This is a genomic window from Nostoc parmelioides FACHB-3921 (assembly GCF_014696625.1).
Lineage (GTDB): Bacteria > Cyanobacteriota > Cyanobacteriia > Cyanobacteriales > Nostocaceae > Trichormus > Trichormus parmelioides.
This window is the reverse complement of the sequence record NZ_JACJQL010000012.1, coordinates 119,383-141,121: the sequence shown is the minus strand read 5'-3', so window position 1 is coordinate 141,121 and position 21,739 is coordinate 119,383. Positions and strand designations below refer to the sequence as shown.

The 21,739-nt window shown below is 44.0% G+C and carries 34 protein-coding genes; 32 read left to right on the top strand and 2 right to left on the bottom strand.

Annotated elements, in window-relative coordinates:
• Positions 1 to 4: 4 nt before the first annotated feature.
• Complete coding sequence (locus H6G14_RS11135) at positions 5 to 841, bottom strand: endonuclease/exonuclease/phosphatase family protein (RefSeq protein ID WP_190567476.1); 837 nt, start codon at positions 839 to 841, stop codon at positions 5 to 7.
• A 286-nt stretch (positions 842 to 1,127) separates the two neighbouring features.
• Between H6G14_RS11135 and H6G14_RS11130 the strand changes: the two genes are divergently transcribed.
• The 5 genes from H6G14_RS11130 to H6G14_RS11110 all read left to right on the top strand — a co-directional run bounded on the left by H6G14_RS11130 (position 1,128) and on the right by H6G14_RS11110 (position 5,085).
• Positions 1,128 to 1,991 carry an alpha/beta fold hydrolase gene (locus H6G14_RS11130; protein ID WP_190567475.1) on the top strand — a complete coding sequence of 288 codons (864 nt, stop codon included), beginning with the start codon at positions 1,128 to 1,130 and terminating at the stop codon, positions 1,989 to 1,991.
• A gap of 311 nt (positions 1,992 to 2,302) precedes the next feature.
• A complete protein-coding gene (locus H6G14_RS11125; protein WP_190567474.1) occupies positions 2,303 to 2,761 on the top strand; it encodes a pentapeptide repeat-containing protein in 459 nt (152 codons plus the stop codon).
• Between the two features lie 320 nt (positions 2,762 to 3,081).
• Positions 3,082 to 3,909 (top strand): ABC transporter permease, encoded by an 828-nt coding sequence (locus H6G14_RS11120; protein WP_190567473.1) that lies wholly within the window; start codon positions 3,082 to 3,084, stop codon positions 3,907 to 3,909.
• 94 nt (positions 3,910 to 4,003) lie between these two features.
• Positions 4,004 to 4,462, top strand: coding sequence for a hypothetical protein (locus H6G14_RS11115; RefSeq protein WP_190567472.1), 459 nt, complete (start codon positions 4,004 to 4,006; stop codon positions 4,460 to 4,462).
• Positions 4,463 to 4,617: 155 nt separating this feature from the next.
• Positions 4,618 to 5,085 (top strand): GNAT family N-acetyltransferase, encoded by a 468-nt coding sequence (locus H6G14_RS11110; protein WP_190567471.1) that lies wholly within the window; start codon positions 4,618 to 4,620, stop codon positions 5,083 to 5,085.
• Positions 5,086 to 5,149: 64 nt separating this feature from the next.
• Here H6G14_RS11110 and ndhN read toward each other — a convergent pair whose 3' ends face one another.
• Positions 5,150 to 5,638 carry an NAD(P)H-quinone oxidoreductase subunit N gene (ndhN, locus tag H6G14_RS11105; protein ID WP_190567470.1) on the bottom strand — a complete coding sequence of 163 codons (489 nt, stop codon included), beginning with the start codon at positions 5,636 to 5,638 and terminating at the stop codon, positions 5,150 to 5,152.
• Positions 5,639 to 6,525: 887 nt separating this feature from the next.
• On the opposite strand from ndhN, the gene rplC reads away from it, so the two are divergent.
• The 27 genes from rplC to truA all read left to right on the top strand — a co-directional run bounded on the left by rplC (position 6,526) and on the right by truA (position 21,724).
• On the top strand, positions 6,526 to 7,161 hold the full coding sequence (gene rplC / locus H6G14_RS11100) for a 50S ribosomal protein L3 (protein WP_190567469.1): 636 nt from the start codon (positions 6,526 to 6,528) through the stop codon (positions 7,159 to 7,161).
• Between the two features lie 64 nt (positions 7,162 to 7,225).
• Complete coding sequence (gene rplD / locus H6G14_RS11095; RefSeq protein WP_011317563.1) at positions 7,226 to 7,858, top strand: 50S ribosomal protein L4; 633 nt, start codon at positions 7,226 to 7,228, stop codon at positions 7,856 to 7,858.
• A complete protein-coding gene (locus H6G14_RS11090; RefSeq protein ID WP_190567468.1) occupies positions 7,851 to 8,165 on the top strand; it encodes a 50S ribosomal protein L23 in 315 nt (104 codons plus the stop codon). The genes rplD and H6G14_RS11090 overlap by 8 nt, the downstream gene beginning before the upstream one ends.
• A 6-nt stretch (positions 8,166 to 8,171) precedes the next feature.
• Complete coding sequence (gene rplB / locus H6G14_RS11085) at positions 8,172 to 9,035, top strand: 50S ribosomal protein L2 (RefSeq protein WP_010998350.1); 864 nt, start codon at positions 8,172 to 8,174, stop codon at positions 9,033 to 9,035.
• An 83-nt stretch (positions 9,036 to 9,118) separates the two neighbouring features.
• Positions 9,119 to 9,397: a 30S ribosomal protein S19 gene (rpsS, locus tag H6G14_RS11080; protein WP_010998349.1), complete on the top strand. Its 279-nt coding sequence runs from the start codon at positions 9,119 to 9,121 to the stop codon at positions 9,395 to 9,397.
• An 84-nt stretch (positions 9,398 to 9,481) separates the two neighbouring features.
• On the top strand, positions 9,482 to 9,841 hold the full coding sequence (gene rplV, locus H6G14_RS11075; RefSeq protein WP_010998348.1) for a 50S ribosomal protein L22: 360 nt from the start codon (positions 9,482 to 9,484) through the stop codon (positions 9,839 to 9,841).
• A gap of 52 nt (positions 9,842 to 9,893) precedes the next feature.
• Positions 9,894 to 10,676 carry a 30S ribosomal protein S3 gene (gene rpsC, locus H6G14_RS11070; protein ID WP_011317566.1) on the top strand — a complete coding sequence of 261 codons (783 nt, stop codon included), beginning with the start codon at positions 9,894 to 9,896 and terminating at the stop codon, positions 10,674 to 10,676.
• A 90-nt stretch (positions 10,677 to 10,766) separates the two neighbouring features.
• Complete coding sequence (gene rplP / locus H6G14_RS11065; RefSeq protein ID WP_010998346.1) at positions 10,767 to 11,195, top strand: 50S ribosomal protein L16; 429 nt, start codon at positions 10,767 to 10,769, stop codon at positions 11,193 to 11,195.
• Between the two features lie 3 nt (positions 11,196 to 11,198).
• Positions 11,199 to 11,423 (top strand): 50S ribosomal protein L29, encoded by a 225-nt coding sequence (gene rpmC, locus H6G14_RS11060; protein WP_010998345.1) that lies wholly within the window; start codon positions 11,199 to 11,201, stop codon positions 11,421 to 11,423.
• A 12-nt stretch (positions 11,424 to 11,435) separates the two neighbouring features.
• Positions 11,436 to 11,681 carry a 30S ribosomal protein S17 gene (rpsQ, locus tag H6G14_RS11055; protein ID WP_190408718.1) on the top strand — a complete coding sequence of 82 codons (246 nt, stop codon included), beginning with the start codon at positions 11,436 to 11,438 and terminating at the stop codon, positions 11,679 to 11,681.
• A 38-nt stretch (positions 11,682 to 11,719) separates the two neighbouring features.
• Positions 11,720 to 12,088 carry a 50S ribosomal protein L14 gene (rplN, locus tag H6G14_RS11050; RefSeq protein WP_010998343.1) on the top strand — a complete coding sequence of 123 codons (369 nt, stop codon included), beginning with the start codon at positions 11,720 to 11,722 and terminating at the stop codon, positions 12,086 to 12,088.
• The gene (gene rplX / locus H6G14_RS11045; protein WP_011317567.1) at positions 12,088 to 12,441 is read left to right on the top strand and encodes a 50S ribosomal protein L24; all 354 of its coding nucleotides are present in this window, start codon (positions 12,088 to 12,090) and stop codon (positions 12,439 to 12,441) included. The genes rplN and rplX overlap by 1 nt, the downstream gene beginning before the upstream one ends.
• A gap of 105 nt (positions 12,442 to 12,546) precedes the next feature.
• The gene (gene rplE / locus H6G14_RS11040; RefSeq protein WP_190567467.1) at positions 12,547 to 13,095 is read left to right on the top strand and encodes a 50S ribosomal protein L5; all 549 of its coding nucleotides are present in this window, start codon (positions 12,547 to 12,549) and stop codon (positions 13,093 to 13,095) included.
• A 20-nt stretch (positions 13,096 to 13,115) separates the two neighbouring features.
• Entirely contained in the window at positions 13,116 to 13,517 is a 402-nt protein-coding gene (rpsH, locus tag H6G14_RS11035; protein WP_011317569.1) for a 30S ribosomal protein S8, read from the top strand.
• A gap of 75 nt (positions 13,518 to 13,592) precedes the next feature.
• Complete coding sequence (gene rplF, locus H6G14_RS11030) at positions 13,593 to 14,141, top strand: 50S ribosomal protein L6 (RefSeq protein WP_190567466.1); 549 nt, start codon at positions 13,593 to 13,595, stop codon at positions 14,139 to 14,141.
• Positions 14,142 to 14,143: 2 nt separating this feature from the next.
• Complete coding sequence (gene rplR / locus H6G14_RS11025) at positions 14,144 to 14,506, top strand: 50S ribosomal protein L18 (protein WP_190567465.1); 363 nt, start codon at positions 14,144 to 14,146, stop codon at positions 14,504 to 14,506.
• 92 nt (positions 14,507 to 14,598) lie between these two features.
• Entirely contained in the window at positions 14,599 to 15,123 is a 525-nt protein-coding gene (rpsE, locus tag H6G14_RS11020; protein ID WP_010998337.1) for a 30S ribosomal protein S5, read from the top strand.
• Between the two features lie 71 nt (positions 15,124 to 15,194).
• Positions 15,195 to 15,641, top strand: coding sequence for a 50S ribosomal protein L15 (gene rplO / locus H6G14_RS11015; RefSeq protein WP_190567464.1), 447 nt, complete (start codon positions 15,195 to 15,197; stop codon positions 15,639 to 15,641).
• 70 nt (positions 15,642 to 15,711) lie between these two features.
• Positions 15,712 to 17,025 (top strand): preprotein translocase subunit SecY, encoded by a 1,314-nt coding sequence (gene secY / locus H6G14_RS11010; RefSeq protein ID WP_011317573.1) that lies wholly within the window; start codon positions 15,712 to 15,714, stop codon positions 17,023 to 17,025.
• Entirely contained in the window at positions 17,025 to 17,576 is a 552-nt protein-coding gene (locus H6G14_RS11005; protein WP_190567463.1) for an adenylate kinase, read from the top strand. The genes secY and H6G14_RS11005 overlap by 1 nt, the downstream gene beginning before the upstream one ends.
• 194 nt (positions 17,577 to 17,770) lie before the next feature.
• Positions 17,771 to 17,995: a translation initiation factor IF-1 gene (infA, locus tag H6G14_RS11000; RefSeq protein ID WP_006276978.1), complete on the top strand. Its 225-nt coding sequence runs from the start codon at positions 17,771 to 17,773 to the stop codon at positions 17,993 to 17,995.
• A 116-nt stretch (positions 17,996 to 18,111) separates the two neighbouring features.
• Entirely contained in the window at positions 18,112 to 18,225 is a 114-nt protein-coding gene (gene rpmJ / locus H6G14_RS10995) for a 50S ribosomal protein L36 (RefSeq protein WP_190567462.1), read from the top strand.
• Positions 18,226 to 18,337: 112 nt separating this feature from the next.
• Positions 18,338 to 18,718 (top strand): 30S ribosomal protein S13, encoded by a 381-nt coding sequence (rpsM, locus tag H6G14_RS10990; protein ID WP_190567461.1) that lies wholly within the window; start codon positions 18,338 to 18,340, stop codon positions 18,716 to 18,718.
• 54 nt (positions 18,719 to 18,772) lie between these two features.
• Entirely contained in the window at positions 18,773 to 19,168 is a 396-nt protein-coding gene (gene rpsK / locus H6G14_RS10985; RefSeq protein WP_010998331.1) for a 30S ribosomal protein S11, read from the top strand.
• A 290-nt stretch (positions 19,169 to 19,458) separates the two neighbouring features.
• The gene (locus tag H6G14_RS10980; RefSeq protein ID WP_011317576.1) at positions 19,459 to 20,406 is read left to right on the top strand and encodes a DNA-directed RNA polymerase subunit alpha; all 948 of its coding nucleotides are present in this window, start codon (positions 19,459 to 19,461) and stop codon (positions 20,404 to 20,406) included.
• A gap of 35 nt (positions 20,407 to 20,441) precedes the next feature.
• Positions 20,442 to 20,792 carry a 50S ribosomal protein L17 gene (gene rplQ / locus H6G14_RS10975; protein ID WP_010998329.1) on the top strand — a complete coding sequence of 117 codons (351 nt, stop codon included), beginning with the start codon at positions 20,442 to 20,444 and terminating at the stop codon, positions 20,790 to 20,792.
• 83 nt (positions 20,793 to 20,875) lie between these two features.
• Entirely contained in the window at positions 20,876 to 21,724 is an 849-nt protein-coding gene (gene truA, locus H6G14_RS10970) for a tRNA pseudouridine(38-40) synthase TruA (protein ID WP_190567460.1), read from the top strand.
• Positions 21,725 to 21,739 lie beyond the last annotated feature (15 nt).

The following is a 21,739-nucleotide window of genomic DNA, read 5'->3' as shown; positions in this document are numbered from 1 at the left end:
TTTCTTACGTATCTACATAAGTAAATTCTGCCAGTAAAGGTTTGTGATCGGATGAACAAATTTCATCTAAAACCTTAGCACTAGCTGGTTGTTCACTCAAACCACGATAAAAAATATAGTCTAGGGGGGGTGACAAAAGAAACCTTTTAATCTTCTTGTTTTCTTCAGGTGCAAAATGTGCTTCTCTTAAACCCAATCTAATTACGGTTTTCTCTAAAATTACTGCTCGTTTACGACTCCAGATATTGAAATCCCCAGCAAATATAATCGGGCCACTATGGGTGGATATAGCTAACTCTAATTCATGTAATTGAGCTTTAAATTTCTCCAAATCCACAAAATTAATCAGATGGCTATTAATAGTTAAAAGTGTCTGTTCTTGATGAGATAGAGAATATTCAGTGATCAGTGAAACCTTAGGAGTTTTAAATACAGGCTCATGGTGTTTTGTAATGATAACTTTTTTAGCGATCGCACTAATTTTAGCCGCAGTCAAAATACCTGAATAAGTTTGATGATGAGCATCGATAAAGTTAGGTGCATAAGCCCAATTCATGTTTGTAAAGCCCATAATCTGTTCCACATTCACACCCATCCGGACTTCTTGTAGAAATATGAGGTCTGGTTGGTACAGCCTGAGAATTTTAAAAAAGTCTTGAAACCAAAATTTCTCAAAGTTATTTTTAGCAATATTCCAATTTAAAACTTTAATAGAATTACTGTTTAGTTCTGTTTGTAATCCCTGATCACTATCAATAGTTGATTCTTGTGTACGCCTAAATCTGTAATAAGGCAGAAATTGTCTGGCAAGAATAACTGCGTGTTCTTTGATGTCAGGCATGACTAGTATTCAAGAAAATTTATCTAGCTTAACTTTATTACATACTATCCAGTAGCGCAGTAACTTTTACTCACAAGTGTTGATGACTTATCTGTATTACTCTGTTATTATCTGCACTTGGTTTATAAATGCTGTAAGAATACTCTCTATAAACAGATGTTTTTCATTTAAAAATGCCACATCATAACTATAGTCATCTCTGGATTTGATAATTAATAAGTGAGCCAGAACTCTTACCCATTACCCACATCTACTAATAAATCAATCAATTACATAGGAGTCTTATATGTCCGTTACCCAAGAAACTTGGAAACATGAATACATGATTACCAATGGGGTAAAACTACACTACGTTACCCAAGGAACAGGGACATTGATGCTGATGTTACATGGCTTCCCTGAGTGTTGGTATTCCTGGCGACATCAAATCCCAGAATTTGCCCAACATTATCAAGTTGTTGCGGTGGACTTACGTGGCTACAACGATAGTGATAAGCCACAAGAGCAATCAGCCTATGTTATGGATGAGCTTATCAAAGATGTGGCAGGACTGATTAAAGAATTAGGGCATGAGAAGTGTATCCTAGTAGGTCATGATTGGGGTGGTGCGATCGCTTGGTCATTTGCATACGCCTACCCCGATATGCTGGAGAAATTAATCATTCTCAACTTACCGCACCCAGCCAAATTTATTCAAGGTCTATACACTCCTCAACAGTTATTACGTAGTTGGTACATCTTCTTTTTTCAAATCCCTGCATTACCTGAATTACTACTCCAATCTACAGATTATCAAGCAATTCCCAACACTATTCAAACCACAGCAGTTAATAAAAATGCTTTTACTCCAGATGACCTCAATACTTATAGAAATGCAGCTGCAAAACCAGATGCGCTCACGGCTATGTTGAATTATTACCGTAACATTTTTTCTCACTCCTTTTTTAATAAAAGCTGGGGTGTTTTGAATGTGCCGACACTATTGATTTGGGGAGAGAATGATACTGCTCTTGGTAAAGAACTCACCTATGACACCTCAACCTATGTCAAAGACCTGCAAGTTAAGTATATTCCCGCTTGTGGACACTGGGTACAACAAGAAAAGCCAGAATTAGTTAATCAGTATATGCGGAATTTTCTGATGATATAAAGTACCAAACATTATTACTACTGTGTACCATTTAGTAATATTCACACACTGAAAAGTTTTAATAAGATAACTATACTAATTGGTACATTAACTTAAAAATATTTAACAGTAAATTAATCCAAGTATTTGTGCTTATTCCTTTAGATATAAATCTCTGAAAACCAGAGCCAATCTAATATCCAAGATCCCATCAAACATCTCTTACATTACAAACAAGTTGTGCTTTAAATCAACATTCTCCTGAATTTTAGTGAGATAATAGAAATGTGAGGTAAAGAACGGACGCAACCTACATAGAAAGGGGGATAATTATGAAACTTAAGCTATTCGCGGCGCTTGCCTTAGCAACTCCCCTATTTTTGGCTAACTCAGTAACAGCTGGGAATCCGCAAGACCTACAAAGGTTATTATCAACAGGGGAATGTAACGGGTGTAATCTAACAGGCATGAACCTCAGTGGCGCTCATTTAATTGGTGCTGACTTACGAGGAGCAAATTTGGCAGGTGCTAACCTCTCTGGCGCTAACCTCGAAGGTGCTGACTTAACTAACGCCAACTTAAAAAAAGCTAACTTAACTTCAGCCTACCTAACCAACGTCAATTTCAAAAAAGCTAACCTGAATGGGGCAAACTTGACTCGCGCCCATGTGATCGACTCTAATGTGTACGGTGCATCAATGGATAATCTCACCATCACCGATGCGGAAATTTATAATACTGCGATCGGTATTGGTGGTGAAGAAGCTCAAAATATTCCTGATTGGGATTAGGGTTGAACTAAGTAAGCTAGCTTTAAAAAACACAAAATGGGGTGGGTAGCTTTTGATTTGGGTGTTATCACCCACCCTTAAAAGAGAGTCGAGGCGAAAATTAATACGCACTTGCGTTTAAAAATATTTTTTGACAAAGCATACATAGCTGAAGGCGAGACGTAGTGATATTGTCACTGCGTCTTTGTTTTGAGCGTCCATTATTAATGACCAATTATTGATTAGGACTCACCCATGAAAACTTACCTACTCTCAAGACATTGAGATATCAAAAAATGTAAAGTAATATTTACAACCAATGTGAAACCTGACGGAAAAAAGTGGCATCTCAAAAATCCTTAATCTGGGGCAAAAAGTTTAAAACCTCACAACTGCAAATCCTGTTAGCTGATAGTCTGACTATCTTTTGGGGAGATTGGTTAGATTTACGGGTACGCATAGCCCAAGTAGCTGCATCTGGATTAATCTCGCCACTAATATATATTTTGGCTTTTGGTTTAGGGCTGGGTAGCTCAATTAGTCCAGGTTCCGCCATCAGTGGCAATTACAATAACTACTTAGAATTCATCTTGCCCGGTATGGTAGCCCTATCTTCCATGACCATCAGCTTTGGTGGGACAACATTCTCAATTTGTGGAGATAGATTATTTACCAAAACCTTTGAAGAACTATTACTTACACCCATACATCCCTTAGCACTGCAACTAGGTAAAATGCTGGCTGGAGTTGTGCGGGGTTTGATGACTTCTGGTTCAGTGCTATTGGTAGCCATAATCATCACTAGGAATTGGAATTTTCTTCATCCCCTGTTTTTGCTGTTGTTGATATTAAATTGTGCAGTATTTGCAGGTTTGGGTGTAATTGTGGGACTATCTGTGCGATCGCTCGAATCGGTAGGACTATACAACAACTTTGTTATTATCCCCATGTCCTTCTTGGGTGCAACCTTCTTCGACCCCAGTACCTTACCAACAGCATTCCAATTCGTCGTTTATCTATTCCCTTTAACTTATGCCAGTACGGGGTTACGTGCAGCCGCCAACTTGCCCTTATCTCAGTTCCCTTGGTACAGCATACCTGTCTTACTAGTCATAGCGATCGCCCTTTCTCTTTGGGGTGCTGCTAAATTTGCCCACCAACAAGACTAAATAAAACTCTTTCCCAAACAAAGTTTTTCAAAGTTTCTCTATTTACTAACCAACAAAACGCTAATCTTACTGGGTAACGGGATAAAAAGTAACCATGACCCAACCTTCCAACATTCGCAAGTTGTTGACCGATACCAAACTAGGACTACTACCTTATCTAAATCAACGCTTAAATGACATCGAAAAGACTCTGAAGCAACAGGAAAATCTGCAATTACAGCCTTACGATATCCAACTGGGAGATTGTAAAACTTTAGCCGCTAACGAACCCAGACCCGCAATTACTCAGTCAATCTCCCTCAAATTTGTCCTGACTGGCAACACAAAAGATAAATTAGAACTATTTTTGTTAGCCTCCGAATTGCAAAACGATTTAGACGCAGCAATTTATGAGTGGAGTAACCGCGAGTGGCATCAATTTGAGAAACCTCTGAAACGACCAGTCACCCAAATTACAGGTGGCTTAGATTATGAAGTTTTAACAGACTCAGATAACTCCTCTCAGATCACCCTTTACCGTGAATTTGACCTCATCTACCCAGTCAGTTTTTGAAAAGAGTCTGGAGTTTATCATCCGGTTAACATCCATTATCCTATCTTCTAGTACGCTGCAACGTAAATAAACCACCCATTAGCAATGTCTAGAACCCTCCGAAAAGCATAATGAGGAATGCACCTGTTCTTAGCCCGTAGACAATCTTAGAACCTATGCTGATTCGCCCTGCAACTCCAGCTGATGTCCCTGCTGTTTTACCAATGGTCGCCAATATCTGTGCTTTACATGAATCTTGGGATACTGACAAGTATGGTTTTTTACCACAGCCTGAAAAGCGTTATCAAAGATGGTTGACCAGATTAGCGAATCAAGAAGGCAGTGTATTTCTGGTAGCTGAAAACCAAGGACAACTAGTAGCTTTTGTTGCAGCGACAGTCGAGCAAGAAATACCCATTTATCGGACAAAAGAATTTGGATTTATTCACGATATTTGGGTTGAACCAGAATATCGCCAACAAGGCATCGCCAAGCAAATAGTAGAGCTAACCATTGAACGCTTTCGGCAAATGGGAGTAGAGCAAATTCGCCTAGATACCGCAGCCATAAACGAAGCAGCCAGAAAATTGTTTACATCCTGTGGTTTTCGTCTCAGTACAATGGAAATGCTGATAACTTTGTGAGTGCTGAGTACTGAGTCGTGAGGAAAAAACTATTCCTTATCCCCAGTCCTCAGCCCTCAGTCACCTAAACAGCTTGATAACTAGCAGAGAATGTATCTTTCAGCGCCTTCCAACGGAAAGAGCGATCGCCTCCTCTCTCAACAACTACCTTCACTCTTGGTTCCAGCTTTGGCAAATCGGTTAAAAATTCCACTTCTTGATCAGATAGAATATGCCCTTCAATGATCCACAACACCAAACCCTTAGACTTGGGTGGCAGGTGTTCTAGCTGAGAACCAACAATTGGTGGCAGATAATATACATTCCCTACTGCTGCACCATTACCAGAGCTTTTTTTGCCCAGATGGGGAGGTCTTACCCCGTGAACTCCTGTGAGATAGGCTGCTACGTCACCCAATCCCCTAGCAGTAAATTGCAGAGTTGTATAGCCAGCAGCACGCAACCGCCGCCGATATCGACCTTCAAAACCTCCTTCTAGAGGTACGTAAACACCTACAGATCCAAATTTCTCTAGATCCCGAATTAAACCGTTACCAGTGGTAATTAGTGCCATAGATTTTTTGAGGTTTTGTCATATCCCACTTCCATATCTCTATTATTTACTGTGAAGTGAGAGATTCAGTTAGATCAGGAAGCTTATACTTTAAATAAGCTATACTCAATCCTGCTCACTTGACTGTACATCCCAGCCAAAAAAATAATCTGTAAATTTCCTAGACAATTATTATTAAATAGTTTATATTATTAGATTGTGACCAATCTGAACTATCAGGGTATCACTTTGCGATCGCCCTTGGCTAGTGTTAGCCTCAAAAGCTAATTAAGTCTATTCTCAAAAAGAATAAACTAGCCGTAATGGATCAAAGACTGATAAACTAGAAAAGCTTTTAGGTCAAACCAAGAGTTGATGGCTAAATACTAAATTCCATCATCCCTAGACTACATTCACTCGTGTAGTCAAAGAACAAGCAAAACCTTAAGCTAAGGTTGAATTTGTTTAGTGAAGTAGAAACTGAGCAGTGATGTTGGCTTCATAGCATTACACAGTTTTCAGTTAAAGGATACTGAGCGGTAAAAACTGCTTAAGTCCACTACGACACGGCAGATGCCTCAAACTGGGAGATACCCTTCAGGTGCTGCCGCCAGAAAGTGCCTATGCAAACGCTTGGACGAAAGCGCTGCTGCACAAAGCGCAAAGCTGTAAGAGCTTGCCCTAATACCAGAAGCTATCCCTTCCTTAGAGAAGTCGCTTGTGGCTGTTCTGGTAATTAAATGAGTGTAACTAAATAGATTCAGCAAACAAAGACACCGCCTGATTGTGTCCGGCAGAATTTGCAGTGGCATCAACCCCATACAAGTTCACAATTTCGTCCGTTCATCACCGGAAACCACACAGTGTGTCTAGAAAACCCGATTTCGTAGAAAGGAGAGCCAGTTACTGTGTCAGTAGGGATTCTCGGCACCAAGCTGGGCATGACCCAAATATTTGACGAAGCAGGAGTCGCAATTCCTGTCACAGTCGTACAGGTGGGGCCATGCGTTGTTACCCAAGTTAAAAGTAAACAAACCGACGGTTACGCTGCCATCCAAGTTGGTTATGGTGAGGTCAAACCCAAGGCGTTGAATAGACCCTTACTAGGGCATTTAGCTAAATCATCTGCCCCAGCATTACGGCATTTGAAAGAGTATCACACAGATAGCTCTAGTGATTATGCTTTAGGTCAAGAAATTAAAGCAGATATTTTTAGTGCAGGTGAACTTGTAGACGTAATCGGTACAAGTATCGGTCGCGGCTTTGCAGGTAACCAAAAGCGGAATAACTTTGGACGCGGGCCAATGTCTCACGGTTCCAAAAACCATAGAGCGCCCGGTTCCATCGGTGCAGGTACAACCCCAGGACGCGTCTATCCAGGTAAGCGGATGGCCGGTCGTTTAGGTGGTACTCGTGTCACCATTCGCAAACTGACTGTGATCCGCGTTGATGCGGAACGCAATTTACTGCTAATTAAAGGAGCTGTTCCTGGTAAACCAGGCGCTTTACTAAGTATTGTACCTGCTAAAAAAGTTGGGAAGTAGTCACAAGTCAATATCCAAATGTTACTGACAACTGACAACTAAGCAACTGATAAAGGACAGAAAAATGGTAGAGAGTGTAGTAAAAAATTGGCAGGGAGAGCAAGTCGGACAGAAAACGTTCGAGTTGCGGGTTGCCAAAGAAACAACGGCGGCGCACATCGTACACCGCGCCCTAGTTAGACAACAAACCAACGCTCGTCAAGGAACAGCCAGCACCAAAACCCGTGCTGAAGTCCGAGGCGGTGGTCGTAAACCCTGGCGGCAAAAAGGCACAGGTCGCGCTCGTGCAGGTTCCATCCGTTCACCGTTATGGCGCGGTGGTGGCGTTATCTTTGGCCCCAAACCCAGAGATTTCGATTTAAAAATGAACCGTAAAGAGCGGCGTTTAGCACTGCGGACAGCACTTGTCAGCCGTATAGACGATTTGATTTTAGTAGAAGAATTTAGTAACGAGCTATCCCGCCCCAAAACCAAAGATTTGGTGGCAGCGTTCACTCGTTGGGGTGCAGAACCGGAAAGCAAAATATTGTTAATTTTGTCAGAATTCCCTGAAAACGTGTATTTGTCTGCTCGTAACATTGAGAACCTAAAACTCATTGCGGCTGACCAACTCAACGTTTATGACTTGCTGCACGCTGACAAAATTGTTGTCACCACATCAGCATTAGAAAAAATTCAGGAGGTCTACAATGGCTAAGTTTGACCCCCGCAACCTGCCAGATTTAGTGCGTCGCCCCATCTTGACAGAAAAAGCGACCATCATGATGGAGCAGGATAAATACACCTTTGAAGTGACTCCTAAGGCTAGCAAGCCACAAATCAGAGCGGCAATTGAAGACCTATTTCAGGTCAAAGTTGTCAAAGTCAATACTGCATTGCCACCACGGAGAAAGAAACGTGTAGGTAAATTTATTGGCTTTAAGCCCCAATATAAGAAAGCGATCGTCACTATCGCCCCTGGGGATGTAGAGAAAATCAGACAAGTTCTATTCCCAGAGGTATAAACTATCATGGGTACTCGTTCTTACCGCCCTTATACCCCCAGTACTCGCCAGGTTACAATTTCTGACTTCGCGGAAATTACCAAAACCGAGCCAGAAAAGTCACTAACGGTATATAAACACAGGGCAAAAGGCCGCAACAACCAAGGTCGGATTACTAGCCGTCGCCGTGGTGGTGGACACAAAAGACTGTATCGGATCATCGACTTTAAACGGGACAAACGTAGTATTCCTGCCACAGTCATAGCTATTGAATACGATCCCAACCGCAACGCTCGGATTGCCCTAGTTTCCTATGAAGATGGGGAAAAACGGTACATCCTGCATCCAAACAACTTAAAAGTTGGGACAGTAATTATTGCTGGGCCAGAATCTCCCATTGAAGATGGTAATGCTTTACCCTTGGCGAACATCCCCTTAGGTACAAGCGTTCACAACGTAGAGTTAAAAGCAGGCAAAGGCGGTCAAATTGTCCGCTCTGCTGGTGCTACAGCTCAAGTCGTAGCGAAAGAAGGCAATTACGTTACCCTCAAGCTACCTTCTGGAGAAGTCCGCTTGATTCGTCGGGAATGCTACGCCACCATTGGCCAAGTAGGTAACACCGACGCGAGAAACTTAAGCGCTGGTAAAGCTGGAAGAAATCGCTGGAAAGGTCGCCGTCCCAAAGTTAGAGGTAGCGTCATGAACCCAGTGGATCACCCACACGGTGGTGGTGAGGGTAGAGCGCCTATCGGTAGATCCGGCCCTGTAACTCCTTGGGGTAAACCTACCTTGGGTGCTAAAACACGCAAACCCAAGAAAGCCAGCAGCAAGTTGATTATACGCCGTCGTCGTAAATCTTCTAAACGCGGTCGTGGTGGTCGTGAGTCTTAATTAGTGCTGAAGCGCGGTAGCGGGGCGTTCAGCCAAAATTCCAAGTTAAAAACTCACAACATAAACTCAAAACTTTCGCAATTATGGGTCGTTCTCTTAAAAAAGGTCCTTTCATCGCCGATCATTTACTCAGCAAAATTGAAAAGCTCAATGACAGAAATGAAAAACAAGTCATTAAGACCTGGTCAAGAGCTTCCACAATTTTGCCCTTAATGGTAGGTCACACTATAGCCGTCCACAACGGTCGTCAACACGTTCCAGTTTTTATCAGCGAGCAGATGGTGGGACATAAGTTGGGAGAATTCGCTCCTACTCGTACCTACAGAGGCCATGGTAAATCTGACAAAAAAGCAGGTAGGTAAGTTGTCAATAGTCAGTAGTCGGCTGTCAGTAAATGAAAACAACTGACAACGCACAACTGACAACTGACAAAATTGGAGAAAATTATGGCTACTGATACTACTGAAGTAAAAGCGATCGCCCGCTTTATCAGAATGTCTCCCTACAAAGTACGTCGGGTACTTGACCAAATTCGGGGGCTTTCTTACCGGGAAGCGCTAATTATCCTAGAATTTATGCCCTATCGAGCCACTGAGCCAGTGTTAACACTGCTACGTAGTGCTGCTGCTAACGCTGAACATAATGCAGGGTTAGACCGCGCCGAGTTAGTGATTACCCAGGCTTACGCCGACCAAGGCCCAGTCCTGAAACGTTTCCAACCCAGAGCGCAAGGTAGAGCCTACCAAATTCGCAAGCCGACGTGTCATATCACCTTGGCTGTGGCTGCTAACGCCGGTGCTAAATAAGTCCTAGACACAAAAAATTGCGTTAAAGTCAGAAATTTTAGAGGAAGCATTTGTGGGACAAAAAATTCATCCAGTTGGCTTTCGCCTGGGAATTACCCAAGAACACCAATCGCGTTGGTTTGCCGAACCTAGCCGCTATCCAGAACTTCTACAAGAAGACCACAAACTACGTCAATATATAGAACAAAAACTGGGTAGACTCGCACAAAATAACGCAGGTATTTCCGAAGTGCGGATTGAGCGGAAAGCCGATCAAATCGATCTAGAAGTGCGTACAGCTCGCCCAGGCGTAGTTGTAGGTCGTGGTGGGCAAGGTATTGAAGCATTGCGTACCGGACTACAAACACTTTTGGGTGGTAATCGCCAAATTCGCATCAACGTAGTAGAAGTACAACGAGTTGATGCCGATGCTTACCTGATTGCCGAATTTATTGCTCAACAGTTGGAACGTCGTGTTTCCTTCCGTCGGGTAGTGCGTCAAGCAATTCAACGCGCTCAAAAAGCTGGCATTCAAGGTATCAAAGTTCAAGTTAGCGGTCGCCTCAACGGTGCAGAAATTGCCCGGACAGAGTGGACACGGGAAGGTAGAGTACCTCTACACACCTTAAGAGCTGATATTGACTACTCTTACTGCACAGCCAAAACCGTTTACGGCATTCTTGGCATCAAAGTTTGGGTATTCAAAGGCGAAATCATCCCCGGACAAGAAGTAGCAGCACCACCGCCTTCAACCCGTGACCGCGACCGTGACCGTGGCGATCGCGATCGTGAACCCCGCCGTCGTCAACAACAACGCCGCCGCCAGCAGTTTGAAGACCGCTCCAACGAAGGATAGTCAAAAGTCCACAGTCCATAGTCCAAATTGTTTGACTATTGACTATTGACTATTGACTATTGACCAATGACTATTGACTTTTGACAAACAATGTTAAGTCCAAGAAGAACTAAATTCCGCAAACAACAACGCGGGCGGATGGGAGGGTTAGCCCACCGGGGTAGCACCCTCAACTTTGGAGATTTCGCACTCCAAGCCCAAGAACCAGCTTGGATCACCTCTCGCCAAATCGAGGCTTCCCGTCGGGCAATGACTCGTTACATCCGCCGGGGTGGCAAAATCTGGATTCGCATCTTCCCAGATAAGCCAGTTACCATGCGTCCAGCAGAAACCCGGATGGGTTCCGGTAAAGGTAATCCAGAGTTTTGGGTAGCTGTAGTTAAGCCAGGTCGGATTTTATTTGAAATCGCTGGTGTTACAGAAGAAATTGCTCGTGAAGCGATGCGCCTAGCAGCTTATAAGCTACCGATTAAAACTAAGTTTATTGTGCGTTCTCAAGTTGTAGAGGAACAGGAGTAGGTTATGCCGCTTCCCAAAATTTCAGAAGCTAGAGAACTAAGTGACGAGAGACTGGTTGAGGAAATTACTGCTGTCAAAAAACAACTGTTTCAGTTGCGCTTGCAAAAAGCCACCAGACAACTAGACAAACCTCACCAATTCCGCCATGCCCGCCACCGTCTAGCCCAATTGTTAACGGTAGAAGGAGAGCGGAAACGGGCAGCCGCAACTCAATCGCCTCAAGAATAAAAGTAGGAGATTATGGCAATCAAAGAACGCGTTGGCTTAGTAGTAAGCGACAAAATGCAGAAAACTGTAGTAGTCGCCATCGAAAACCGCGCTCCCCACCCCAAGTACGGCAAAATTGTAGTCAAAACTCGCCGTTACAAAGCTCACGACGAAGAAAATAAATGTAAAGTGGGCGATCGCGTGCGGATTCAGGAAACCAGACCCTTGAGTAAAACCAAGCGCTGGCAAGTTGCAGAAATTCTCAACACCAAAGCTTAGTTGTTATAAAAATAACAACTTTATAAGGGAGACCAATTGTGATTCAACCCCAAACCTATCTTAATGTCGCAGACAATAGCGGCGCTCGTAAATTGATGTGTATCCGTGTCTTAGGTGCGGGTAACAGTCGTTACGGTTTCATTGGCGACAAGATTATTGCTGTGGTCAAAGATGCCACACCCAACATGGCTGTAAAAAAATCCGATGTTGTGGAAGCAGTAATCGTCCGTACACGCCATCACATCCGTCGTGATAGCGGTATGACCATTCGCTTTGACGATAACGCCGCCGTCATCATCAACAAAGATGGTAACCCTAGAGGCACACGGGTATTTGGCCCTGTAGCACGGGAACTGCGCGACAAAAACTTTACCAAAATAGTTTCTCTGGCTCCGGAGGTGCTGTAATGCCAAGTAAAAAGGACACAACACCCAAATTTCATAAACTGCACGTCAAGACTGGCGACACCGTGCAAGTAATTGCAGGTAAAGACAAAGGCAAAGTTGGTGAAGTAATTAAAGCACTGCCCCAACTGAGTAAAGTCATCGTCAAAGGCGTCAACATCAAAACTAAGCACGTCAAGCCCCAACAAGAAGGGGAATCGGGACGGATTGTCACTCAAGAAGCACCGATTCACAGTTCCAACGTCATGCTTTACTCCACCAAGCAAAACGTCGCTAGTCGTGTCTGCTACACTTTCACCGCCGAAGGTAAGAAAGTCAGGAAGCTCAAGAAAACTGGTGAAATTCTCGATAATTAGGGAATTAGCCGACTTGAGATTTTAGATATGGAATTAAATTTACAATCTAAAATCGGAAAATAAAATTTCCCTGACAAAGCCCAGGGAGAATCAGGACAAAAAACTATGGCGACAACAAGACTCAAAAGCTTATATCAAGAGACAATCGTCCCCAAATTAACCCAACAGTTCCAATACACTAATGTTCATCAAGTACCAAAATTGGTGAAAATTACTGTGAACCGGGGTTTGGGGGAAGCAGCTCAAAATGCTAAATCCCTAGAAGCATCATTAACCGAAATTGCTACTATTACTGGTCAAAAGCCAGTAGTCACACGGGCGAAAAAGGCGATCGCTGGCTTTAAAATTCGTCAGGGTATGCCTGTTGGCATCATGGTGACACTAAGAGGCGAACGGATGTATGCTTTCTTCGACAGACTGATTAGCCTATCACTACCTAGAATTAGAGACTTCCGTGGTATTAGCCCCAAAAGCTTCGACGGTCGTGGTAACTATACTCTAGGCGTACGAGAACAGTTAATCTTTCCAGAAATCGAATACGACAGCATCGATCAAATCCGTGGTCTGGATATTTCTATCATCACCACAGCGAAAAACGACGAAGAGGGCCGCGCCTTACTCAAAGAATTTGGAATGCCCTTTCGCGATCAATAAGTTCATCTAAAGAGGGAACGATGGCGGCTAACGACACAATTGCAGATATGCTGACGCGCATCCGCAATGCTAACATGGCAAGGCATCAAACTACACTAGTGCCAGCTACAAAAATGACTCGTAGCATTGCTAAAGTGCTACAGGAAGAAGGCTTTATTGCTGAAATTTCCGAAGAAGGAGACGAAGTAAAACGTAACTTGGTGATTGCCCTGAAATACAAGGGGAAAAATCGTCAACCACTAATTACCGCCCTTAAGCGTGTAAGTAAGCCTGGGTTACGTGTTTATTCCAACCGTAAAGAATTACCAAGAGTACTAGGTGGCATTGGTATTGCCATTATTTCCACATCCAGTGGGATCATGACCGACCGCGAAGCACGGCGGCAAAATTTGGGTGGTGAAGTACTCTGCTACGTCTGGTAGTCATTAGTCATCAGTCATTAGTCATTTATTACAAAACAACTGACAACTGACAACTGACACAAGGATAAAAAAATCATGTCTCGTATTGGTAAACGTCCAATTACTGTACCAGCCAAAGTGCAAGTCACTATTAATGGCACCAAGGTTGTGGTTAAAGGCCCTAAAGGCGAACTGTCAAGAGATCTACCTGTAAACGTTAGTGTTTCTCAGGAAGGAGAAACCTTACAAGTAACTCGACGGGATGAAACTCGGACTTCTAGACAACTACACGGTTTAAGCCGGACTTTAGTTGCCAACATGGTAGAAGGGGTTTCTCAAGGTTTCCAACGCCGTTTAGAAATTCAAGGCGTGGGTTATCGCGCTCAAGTTCAAGGGCGCAACCTGATTTTAAACATGGGTTATAGCCATCAAGTCCAAATTGAACCACCGGATGGGATTCAATTTGCTGTCGAAAATAATACCAATGTTATAGTCAGTGGCTATGACAAAGAAATTGTAGGTAACACAGCAGCGAAAATCCGTGCCGTTCGTCCACCAGAACCTTATAAAGGTAAAGGTATCCGCTACGCCGGTGAAGTGGTCAGACGTAAAGCTGGTAAGACTGGTAAGGGTGGTAAGAAGTAAACATGAAACTTACTCGTAGAGAATCAAAACAGCGTCGCCATAGACGCGTTCGTGGTAAAGTTCAAGGTTCTCCAGAACGTCCACGTCTGGCCGTCTTTCGCTCTAATGAGCATATTTATGCTCAAGTAATTGATGATACACAACATCACACACTGGTATCTGCATCAACTGTAGAGCCAGAAGTGAAATCTAATTTGGCTTCAGGTGCAAACTGCCAAGCATCGGCACAAATTGGCAAATTGATCGCAGTGCGATCGCTCGAAAAAGGTATTACTAAAGTCGTATTTGATCGCGGTGGAAACTTATACCACGGACGCATCAAAGCACTAGCCGAAGCAGCACGCGAAGCTGGTTTAGATTTCTAATTTGTCAGTAGTCAATGGTCAATAGTCAGTAGTAACTGACAACTGACAACTGACAACTGACAACTGACAACTGACAAAAAGAGAGCAAGATTATGGCAACAGGTCGTCGTAAAGCGAACCGCACAAAAAAAGAAGAAACCAACTGGCAAGAGCGCGTAATTCAGATCCGGCGGGTGAGCAAAGTTGTTAAAGGTGGTAAAAAACTCAGCTTCCGAGCGATCGTTGTTGTAGGTAACGAACGCGGTCAAGTTGGAGTTGGAGTAGGTAAAGCCTCGGACGTTATAGGCGCTGTGAAAAAAGGTGTAGCCGATGGCAAAAAACACCTGATTGATATCCCCATCACCAAATCTAACTCCATTCCCCATCCTATTGATGGTGTAGGTGGTGGTGCTAAAGTTATGATGCGCCCAGCCGCTCCTGGTACAGGTGTAATTGCTGGTGGCGCTGTCCGGACTGTATTGGAATTGGCAGGAGTTCGTAACGTTTTAGCCAAGCAACTCGGCTCTAACAATCCACTCAACAACGCCAGAGCAGCCGTTAACGCCTTATCCACACTACGCACTTTAGCTGAAGTCGCTGAAGACAGAGGCATTGCGATTGAAAAACTCTACATCTAAGTAGTCATTGTCCGTAGTTCCCAAGCAACTGACAACTGACAACTGACAACTGACAAACACAGAGTAAGATTATGAGACTCAACGATGTTAAGCCCCAAAAAGGCTCAAAAAAACGCCGTCGCCGTGTAGGTAGAGGTATCTCTGCTGGTCAGGGTGCTAGTGCGGGTTTAGGTATGAGAGGTCAAAAATCTCGTTCTGGTAGTAGTACCAGACCTGGTTTTGAAGGTGGTCAACAGCCATTGTACCGTCGGATACCCAAGCTGAAGGGTTTTCCTTTAGTTAATCGGAAAATTTACACTACGATTAATGTAGAGAAGCTAGCTGATCTCCCTGCAAATACAGAAGTAACTTTGGAATCTTTGAGAGCATCCGGTATTTTAACTGCTGTCAAAGGCCCATTGAAAGTTTTGGGTAATGGAGATTTAGGCGTAGCTCTCAACGTTAAGGCAGCAGCTTTCACAGGTCAAGCTCGTAGCAAAATTGAGGCTGCTGGAGGAAGTTGTGAAGTTTTAGGGTGATGCCCAACAGCGCACTTGAAAGCTAGCCAATTTGCTTCCAGCGCCTGGTTCACGATAAAGGTAGCACTCTATGATCAGTCGAGATAAAGCCCCAACGGCTCAAGAAACTTTTATGCAGATGGCACAAGCAGCTGGGCTGAGAGGCAGGCTGCTTGTAACTGTCGGTATTTTAATCCTGGTTCGCCTGGGTATCTTTTTACCTGTGCCAGGAATTGATAGAACTCGTTTTGCCGAAGCAATTTCGAGCAATAATGCCATATTCGGTTTATTGGATATATTTTCAGGGCGGGGACTTTCAACTTTGGGAGTCTTTGCTTTAGGGATTTTGCCTTTTATTAATGCGTCAATTATCATCCAATTACTGACTGCGGCAATACCATCTTTAGAAAATTTACAGAAAAATGAGGGTGAAGCGGGTCGGCGGAAAATTTCCCAAATCACCCGCTATGTGACTGTCGGTTGGGCAATTTTTCAGAGTCTGGCTTTCTCTGCTTTATTTCTCCAGCAGTTTGCTTTGCAACCAGGCCCAGTATTTGTAGCAGAAACAGCGATCGCCTTGACTGCTGGTTCTATGTTCGTTATGTGGGCATCGGAACTGATCACAGAACGTGGTATTGGTAATGGCGCATCTTTGTTGATTTTTGTCAATATTGTTGCATCATTGCCAAAATCCTTAGGTGACACCATTGACTTAGTGCAAGTTGGTGGTAGAGAAATTGTTGGTCGCGTGATTGTGCTAGTGTTAGTATTCCTGGCAACAATCGTTGGCATCGTATTTGTACAAGAGGGCATCCGGCGCATCCCGATCATCTCGGCTCGTCGCCAAGTTGGTCGTCGGGTACTCGCAGAACAGCGTAGCTACTTGCCCTTGCGTCTCATCTCTGGTGGTGTCATGCCAATCATTTTTGCAGCAGCCATCTTGAGCTTGCCACTTCTGATTGCTAATTTCACCAAGAATCCAGAATTGGCTAATATCGTCAATACTTATTTGAGTCCAGGGGGTTCTGGATCTTGGGTATACGCTCTGGTGTACTTGATTTCCATTGTTTTCTTTAGCTACTTCTACTCTTCTTTGATTGTTAACCCTGTTGACGTAGCTCAGAACCTCAAGAAAATGGGTTCTAGTATTCCGGGTATTCGTCCTGGCAAGGCAACTAGTGAATACATCGAACGGGTAATTAACAGACTAACTTTTTTGGGTGCAATCTTTTTGGGTTTAGTGGCAATTATCCCCACTGCTGTAGAGAGAGCTTTAGGTGTACCAACCTTTAGGGGATTAGGTGCAACCTCATTGCTAATTTTGGTTGGTGTGGCAATTGAGACAGCTAAACAAGTCCAAACTTACGTTATTTCTCAGCGTTATGAAGGAATGGTGAAACAATAGTGACGCGACTAATCTTCTTGGGGCCGCCGGGAGCAGGTAAAGGAACACAAGCTCAAATTTTGGCTGAACATTTACATATTCCGCATATTTCTACTGGGGATATATTGCGGCAAGCCATGAAAGAGCAAACTCCCTTAGGAATCAAAGCTCAAAGCTATGTGGATAGTGGCGAGTTAGTTCCTGATCAGTTAGTGCAAGACTTGGTAGAGGAGCGTCTTGAGCAAGCAGATGCTAAGTCTGGTTGGATATTGGATGGTTTTCCTCGCAAAGTCACTCAGGCGGCTTTTCTGGAAGAATTGCTGCAAAAAACTGGTCAAGGTGGCGAGAAAGTAGTCAACTTAGACGCGGCAGATGATGTTGTGGTAGCACGGTTGTTATCCAGAGGTAGGAAAGACGACACCGAAGAGGTAATTCGTCGCCGCCTGGAAATTTACCGCAACGATACTGCACCCTTGATTGATTATTACAGCGATCGCCAGAAACTTCTGACCATCAATGGCGACCAGTCCCAAGAAGAAGTCACTCACGAATTGAAAGAAACTTTAGGTTAGTAACTAGCCCAAATATTCTAGGGGATAGAGTTTAGGGACTATACTTAGTCCCCACTACCCAATCCCCTGTCAATGAAGATGTTGTCAAATTTAGCTAAGATATATTAATAAACGGTTGATATATTTGTTGAAATGTGTTCTCTTGCAGATGAGTGCTGCAAACGAACAAAAAGTTGTTGAATTGAGGGAAAAACTTGTCTAAACAAGATTTGATTGAAATGGAAGGTACTGTTACTGAGTCCTTGCCTAATGCCATGTTTCGCGTTGACCTAGATAACGGCTTCAACGTGCTGGCACACATCTCAGGTAAGATTCGCCGTAACTACATCAAGATTTTGCCTGGCGATCGCGTCAAGGTGGAACTAACTCCCTACGACCTCACCAAAGGTAGAATCACCTACCGATTACGTAAGAAGTAGATATATGTAAGGAAGTCTACCATAAAACAAATTATTTGGGTGTTACCCATTTACTTAATTGCATAAAGTTTCCTGAAAATGCTATAATTTAATATTTGGAGTCAATTTTTAAAGGCATGAAAGTCAGAGCCTCAGTCAAGAAAATTTGTGAAAAGTGTAACGTGATCCGCCGTCGTGGGCGCGTTATGGTGATCTGTATAAATCCTAAGCACAAGCAACGTCAAGGATAACATTCTGTGGGCGTTGGTACTTGACGCTTACTAACATCATCATTAGCAACTCAGACGCGTCATAACCGCGTCTTTCCATCAGCAACTGCGAAAAAATAGGGAGATATTCATCGTGGCACGTATTGCCGGAGTAGACCTTCCACGCGACAAACGCGTTGAAATCGGTCTGACCTATATCTACGGAATTGGACTATCAAGGTCGCAAGAAATTCTAGCGGCTACAGGGGTTAACCCAGATACCCGCGTTAAAGACCTCAGTGATGCCGATGTAACAGCCCTGCGAGGCGAAGTCGAAAGCAACTATCAAGTTGAAGGTGACTTGCGGCGCTTGGAAGCAATGAACATCAAGCGTTTAGTTGATATTGGTACATACAGAGGCCGCCGTCATCGGATGGGCTTACCAGTCAGAGGACAAAGAACTCGCACCAATGCTAGAACTCGTCGTGGGAGAAGGCAGACAGTGGCCGGTAAGAAGAAGGCTCCTGGTAAGTAATATTTCTCTGCTTGCTATCAATAGCAAGTTTTACCTTAGGTTAACTGAAATAATATGGCAAGACAACCAACAAAAAAATCCGGGAGTAAGAAGCAGAAACGGAACGTTCCCAACGGAATGGCTTATATCCAATCTACCTTCAACAATAGCATTGTCACCATCACTGATCAAAATGGAGATGTAATCTCCTGGGCTAGTGCGGGTTCTAGCGGTTTCAAAGGTGCTAAAAAAGGAACCCCCTTTGCAGCGCAAACCGCAGCAGAAAGTGCAGCCAGACGAGCCATCGACCAAGGAATGCGCCAAATTGAAGTGATGGTTAGTGGACCAGGAGCAGGTAGAGAAACTGCAATTCGGGCGCTTCAAGGAGCAGGGCTAGAAATTACCCTGATTCGAGACATAACCCCCATTCCTCATAATGGTTGCCGTCCGCCAAAGCGCCGTCGCGTGTAGGTCAAGACTTTTGTTCTCACCTGCAATTGCTTGACAATTGGGGTGAGTGTTCAAGAACTTCCGACGGCTGGGACGACGACAAGCGTGTCAGCTCTTCCACCAGGGAGGGCTGCTATACTCCCAATCAAGCAAAATATAGTGAATGCCTGCAAGCTTAATCAGTAGATCAAATTGTACCGCCACCAGATGTTGGCAGTTTGATACACCTAAGTTAGCCCAGGGCAATAAAGTAAATTCGAGAGGCAAAAAATTTGCCTGCTAGCAGCACCTTAATTAAGGGAGGCTACTCCGTGGCGCAGTTTCAAATTGAATGTGTAGAGTCTAATACAGAGGAAAGTCGGAATCATTACAGTAAATTTATTCTAGAACCTCTAGAACGTGGTCAGGGAACAACAGTCGGCAATGCGTTGCGGCGGGTTTTACTATCCAATCTAGAGGGAACAGCAGTCACAGCAGTGAGAATTGCAGGTGTTTCTCACGAATTTGCCACAGTTCCAGGTGTGCGAGAGGATGTCTTGGAAATCATCATGCGGATGAAGGAAGTTATCCTCAAAAGCTATTCTTCGCAAGCCCAGATTGGCAGATTACTAGTTAACGGCCCAACAACAATCACTGCATCACATTTTGACTTGCCCAGTGAGGTGGAAGTTATTGATCCTACCCAATATGTCGCCACTATTGCTGAGGGCGGCAAACTGGAAATGGAATTCCGCATCGAAAGAGGCAAAGGATATCGCACAGTAGAAAGAGGGCGTGAAGAAGCCACATCTCTAGACTTTCTGCAAATTGACTCCATCTTTATGCCGGTGCGGAAAGTTAACTACAGCGTTGAGGAAGTGCGTGCAGATGGCTCCATTCCTAAGGACAGGCTTCTGTTAGAAGTTTGGACAAATGGTAGCATTTCTCCGCAAGAAGCCTTATCTTCAGCAGCTGGAATTCTAGTTGATTTGTTCAATCCGTTGAAAGATATTTCCCTAGAACCAACGGATACAAACTCCGACATTCCAGACGACCCCACTGCCCAAATTCCTATCGAAGAATTGCAACTCTCTGTACGAGCTTACAACTGTCTCAAGCGGGCGCAAGTCAACTCTGTGGCTGACTTGTTGGATTACACCCAAGAAGACTTGTTAGAGATCAAAAACTTCGGTCAGAAGTCAGCAGAAGAAGTCGTGGAAGCTTTACAGCGACGCTTGGGCATTACCTTACCCCAAGAAAGAAGCTCTAAACACAGCTAGTCTTACAATCGTTCAAAGTTCACTGTAGTATTGTTATGCGTCACCGGAATCGGGTCAAAAAACTTGGTAAACCAGCTGATCAGCGCCGCGCCCTGTTACGAGCGTTGACTACTGAACTCATCCGTCATGGTCGGATTACTACTACTTTGGTGCGTGCAAAAGTGGTACGCAGTGAAGTAGACAAAATCATCACCCTAGCAAAAGATGGCTCATTAGCAGCACGTCGTCGAGCTTTGGGTTATATCTACGATAAACAGCTAGTTCATGCGCTGTTTGAGCAAGTTTCCTCTCGGTATGGTAATCGTCAAGGGGGATATACCCGTATTCTGCATACCGTACCTCGTCGGGGAGACAATGCTGAAATGGCGATTATTGAATTGGTGTAGAGAAGGCGGGAGGTAGAGGCTGGAGGCAGAAGGGTAAATCCTTTACTGAACACCTTGTACTTCAGTCTTCATGAAAAGACCCTATGTTAGATAGTCACCAGCCGAAACAAACACAAAGAGTAGCCTTGGTAGTGCAGTACCTTGGTACAGATTTTCACGGCTGGCAACGACAAAAACAACATCGGACAGTTCAGGAAGAAATCGAAACAGCGATCGCTAAAATTCTCGGACATCATGTAACACTGCATGGTGCTGGGCGTACTGATAGCGGAGTCCACGCTGCTGCTCAAGTAGCCCATTTTGATGCTACGGGGTTAATTCCTGCACACAAGTGGGCATCAGTTCTCAATAGTTACCTGCCCAAGGATATATTGATAAAGGCTTCAGCAGCTGTAGGCGATCGTTGGCACGCTCGTTTTAGCGCCGCATACAGGCGGTATCGTTACACGATTTATACTGAAGATCGACCGAACTTGTTCGTCACACCTTTCAGTTGGCATTATTATTATGCACCTCTAGATGAATCTCTGATGCAGGCTGCCCTTCAACCCCTGATGGGAAAGCATCACTTGGCAGCATTTCACCGTGCAGGCTCCAAGCGATCGCATTCTTGGGTAGAGGTACAAGCAGTAGAGTGTCATCGTAGTGGGCCGTTTATCCATATTGAAATTCAGGCTGATGGATTTTTATATGGCATGGTGCGACTGTTGGTAGGGATGTTAGTACAGGTAGGTTCCGGGCAACGAACTCTGGCTAACTTCACCGAACTCTGGAAAGAACAACGGCGGGAAGAAGTAAAACACGCCGCACCGTCACAGGGCTTATGCTTGTTACGAGTCGGCTATCCAGATTTTCCCTTTACCCCTGACGTTTGGTATGACACCATGCCAAAGTTAGTTATTAGTCAAGAGTCATTAGTCAAGAGTCATTAGTCAAAAGTTTTTGCT

What these genes read in the sequence shown, in the direction of transcription:
- H6G14_RS11135 (WP_190567476.1), bottom strand. Translation starts at nt 841, where the DNA reads ATGCCTGACATCAAAGAACACGCAGTTATTCTTGCCAGACAATTTCTG.
- H6G14_RS11130 (WP_190567475.1), top strand. Translation starts at nt 1,128, where the DNA reads ATGTCCGTTACCCAAGAAACTTGGAAACATGAATACATGATTACCAAT.
- H6G14_RS11125 (WP_190567474.1), top strand. Translation starts at nt 2,303, where the DNA reads ATGAAACTTAAGCTATTCGCGGCGCTTGCCTTAGCAACTCCCCTATTT.
- H6G14_RS11115 (WP_190567472.1), top strand. Translation starts at nt 4,004, where the DNA reads ATGACCCAACCTTCCAACATTCGCAAGTTGTTGACCGATACCAAACTA.
- H6G14_RS11110 (WP_190567471.1), top strand. Translation starts at nt 4,618, where the DNA reads ATGCTGATTCGCCCTGCAACTCCAGCTGATGTCCCTGCTGTTTTACCA.
- ndhN (WP_190567470.1), bottom strand. Translation starts at nt 5,638, where the DNA reads ATGGCACTAATTACCACTGGTAACGGTTTAATTCGGGATCTAGAGAAA.
- rplD (WP_011317563.1), top strand. Translation starts at nt 7,226, where the DNA reads ATGGTAGAGAGTGTAGTAAAAAATTGGCAGGGAGAGCAAGTCGGACAG.
- H6G14_RS11090 (WP_190567468.1), top strand. Translation starts at nt 7,851, where the DNA reads ATGGCTAAGTTTGACCCCCGCAACCTGCCAGATTTAGTGCGTCGCCCC.
- rplB (WP_010998350.1), top strand. Translation starts at nt 8,172, where the DNA reads ATGGGTACTCGTTCTTACCGCCCTTATACCCCCAGTACTCGCCAGGTT.
- rpsS (WP_010998349.1), top strand. Translation starts at nt 9,119, where the DNA reads ATGGGTCGTTCTCTTAAAAAAGGTCCTTTCATCGCCGATCATTTACTC.
- rplV (WP_010998348.1), top strand. Translation starts at nt 9,482, where the DNA reads ATGGCTACTGATACTACTGAAGTAAAAGCGATCGCCCGCTTTATCAGA.
- rplP (WP_010998346.1), top strand. Translation starts at nt 10,767, where the DNA reads ATGTTAAGTCCAAGAAGAACTAAATTCCGCAAACAACAACGCGGGCGG.
- rpmC (WP_010998345.1), top strand. Translation starts at nt 11,199, where the DNA reads ATGCCGCTTCCCAAAATTTCAGAAGCTAGAGAACTAAGTGACGAGAGA.
- rpsQ (WP_190408718.1), top strand. Translation starts at nt 11,436, where the DNA reads ATGGCAATCAAAGAACGCGTTGGCTTAGTAGTAAGCGACAAAATGCAG.
- rplX (WP_011317567.1), top strand. Translation starts at nt 12,088, where the DNA reads ATGCCAAGTAAAAAGGACACAACACCCAAATTTCATAAACTGCACGTC.
- rplE (WP_190567467.1), top strand. Translation starts at nt 12,547, where the DNA reads ATGGCGACAACAAGACTCAAAAGCTTATATCAAGAGACAATCGTCCCC.
- rpsH (WP_011317569.1), top strand. Translation starts at nt 13,116, where the DNA reads ATGGCGGCTAACGACACAATTGCAGATATGCTGACGCGCATCCGCAAT.
- rplF (WP_190567466.1), top strand. Translation starts at nt 13,593, where the DNA reads ATGTCTCGTATTGGTAAACGTCCAATTACTGTACCAGCCAAAGTGCAA.
- rplR (WP_190567465.1), top strand. Translation starts at nt 14,144, where the DNA reads ATGAAACTTACTCGTAGAGAATCAAAACAGCGTCGCCATAGACGCGTT.
- rpsE (WP_010998337.1), top strand. Translation starts at nt 14,599, where the DNA reads ATGGCAACAGGTCGTCGTAAAGCGAACCGCACAAAAAAAGAAGAAACC.
- rplO (WP_190567464.1), top strand. Translation starts at nt 15,195, where the DNA reads ATGAGACTCAACGATGTTAAGCCCCAAAAAGGCTCAAAAAAACGCCGT.
- secY (WP_011317573.1), top strand. Translation starts at nt 15,712, where the DNA reads ATGATCAGTCGAGATAAAGCCCCAACGGCTCAAGAAACTTTTATGCAG.
- rpmJ (WP_190567462.1), top strand. Translation starts at nt 18,112, where the DNA reads ATGAAAGTCAGAGCCTCAGTCAAGAAAATTTGTGAAAAGTGTAACGTG.
- rpsK (WP_010998331.1), top strand. Translation starts at nt 18,773, where the DNA reads ATGGCAAGACAACCAACAAAAAAATCCGGGAGTAAGAAGCAGAAACGG.
- rplQ (WP_010998329.1), top strand. Translation starts at nt 20,442, where the DNA reads ATGCGTCACCGGAATCGGGTCAAAAAACTTGGTAAACCAGCTGATCAG.
- truA (WP_190567460.1), top strand. Translation starts at nt 20,876, where the DNA reads ATGTTAGATAGTCACCAGCCGAAACAAACACAAAGAGTAGCCTTGGTA.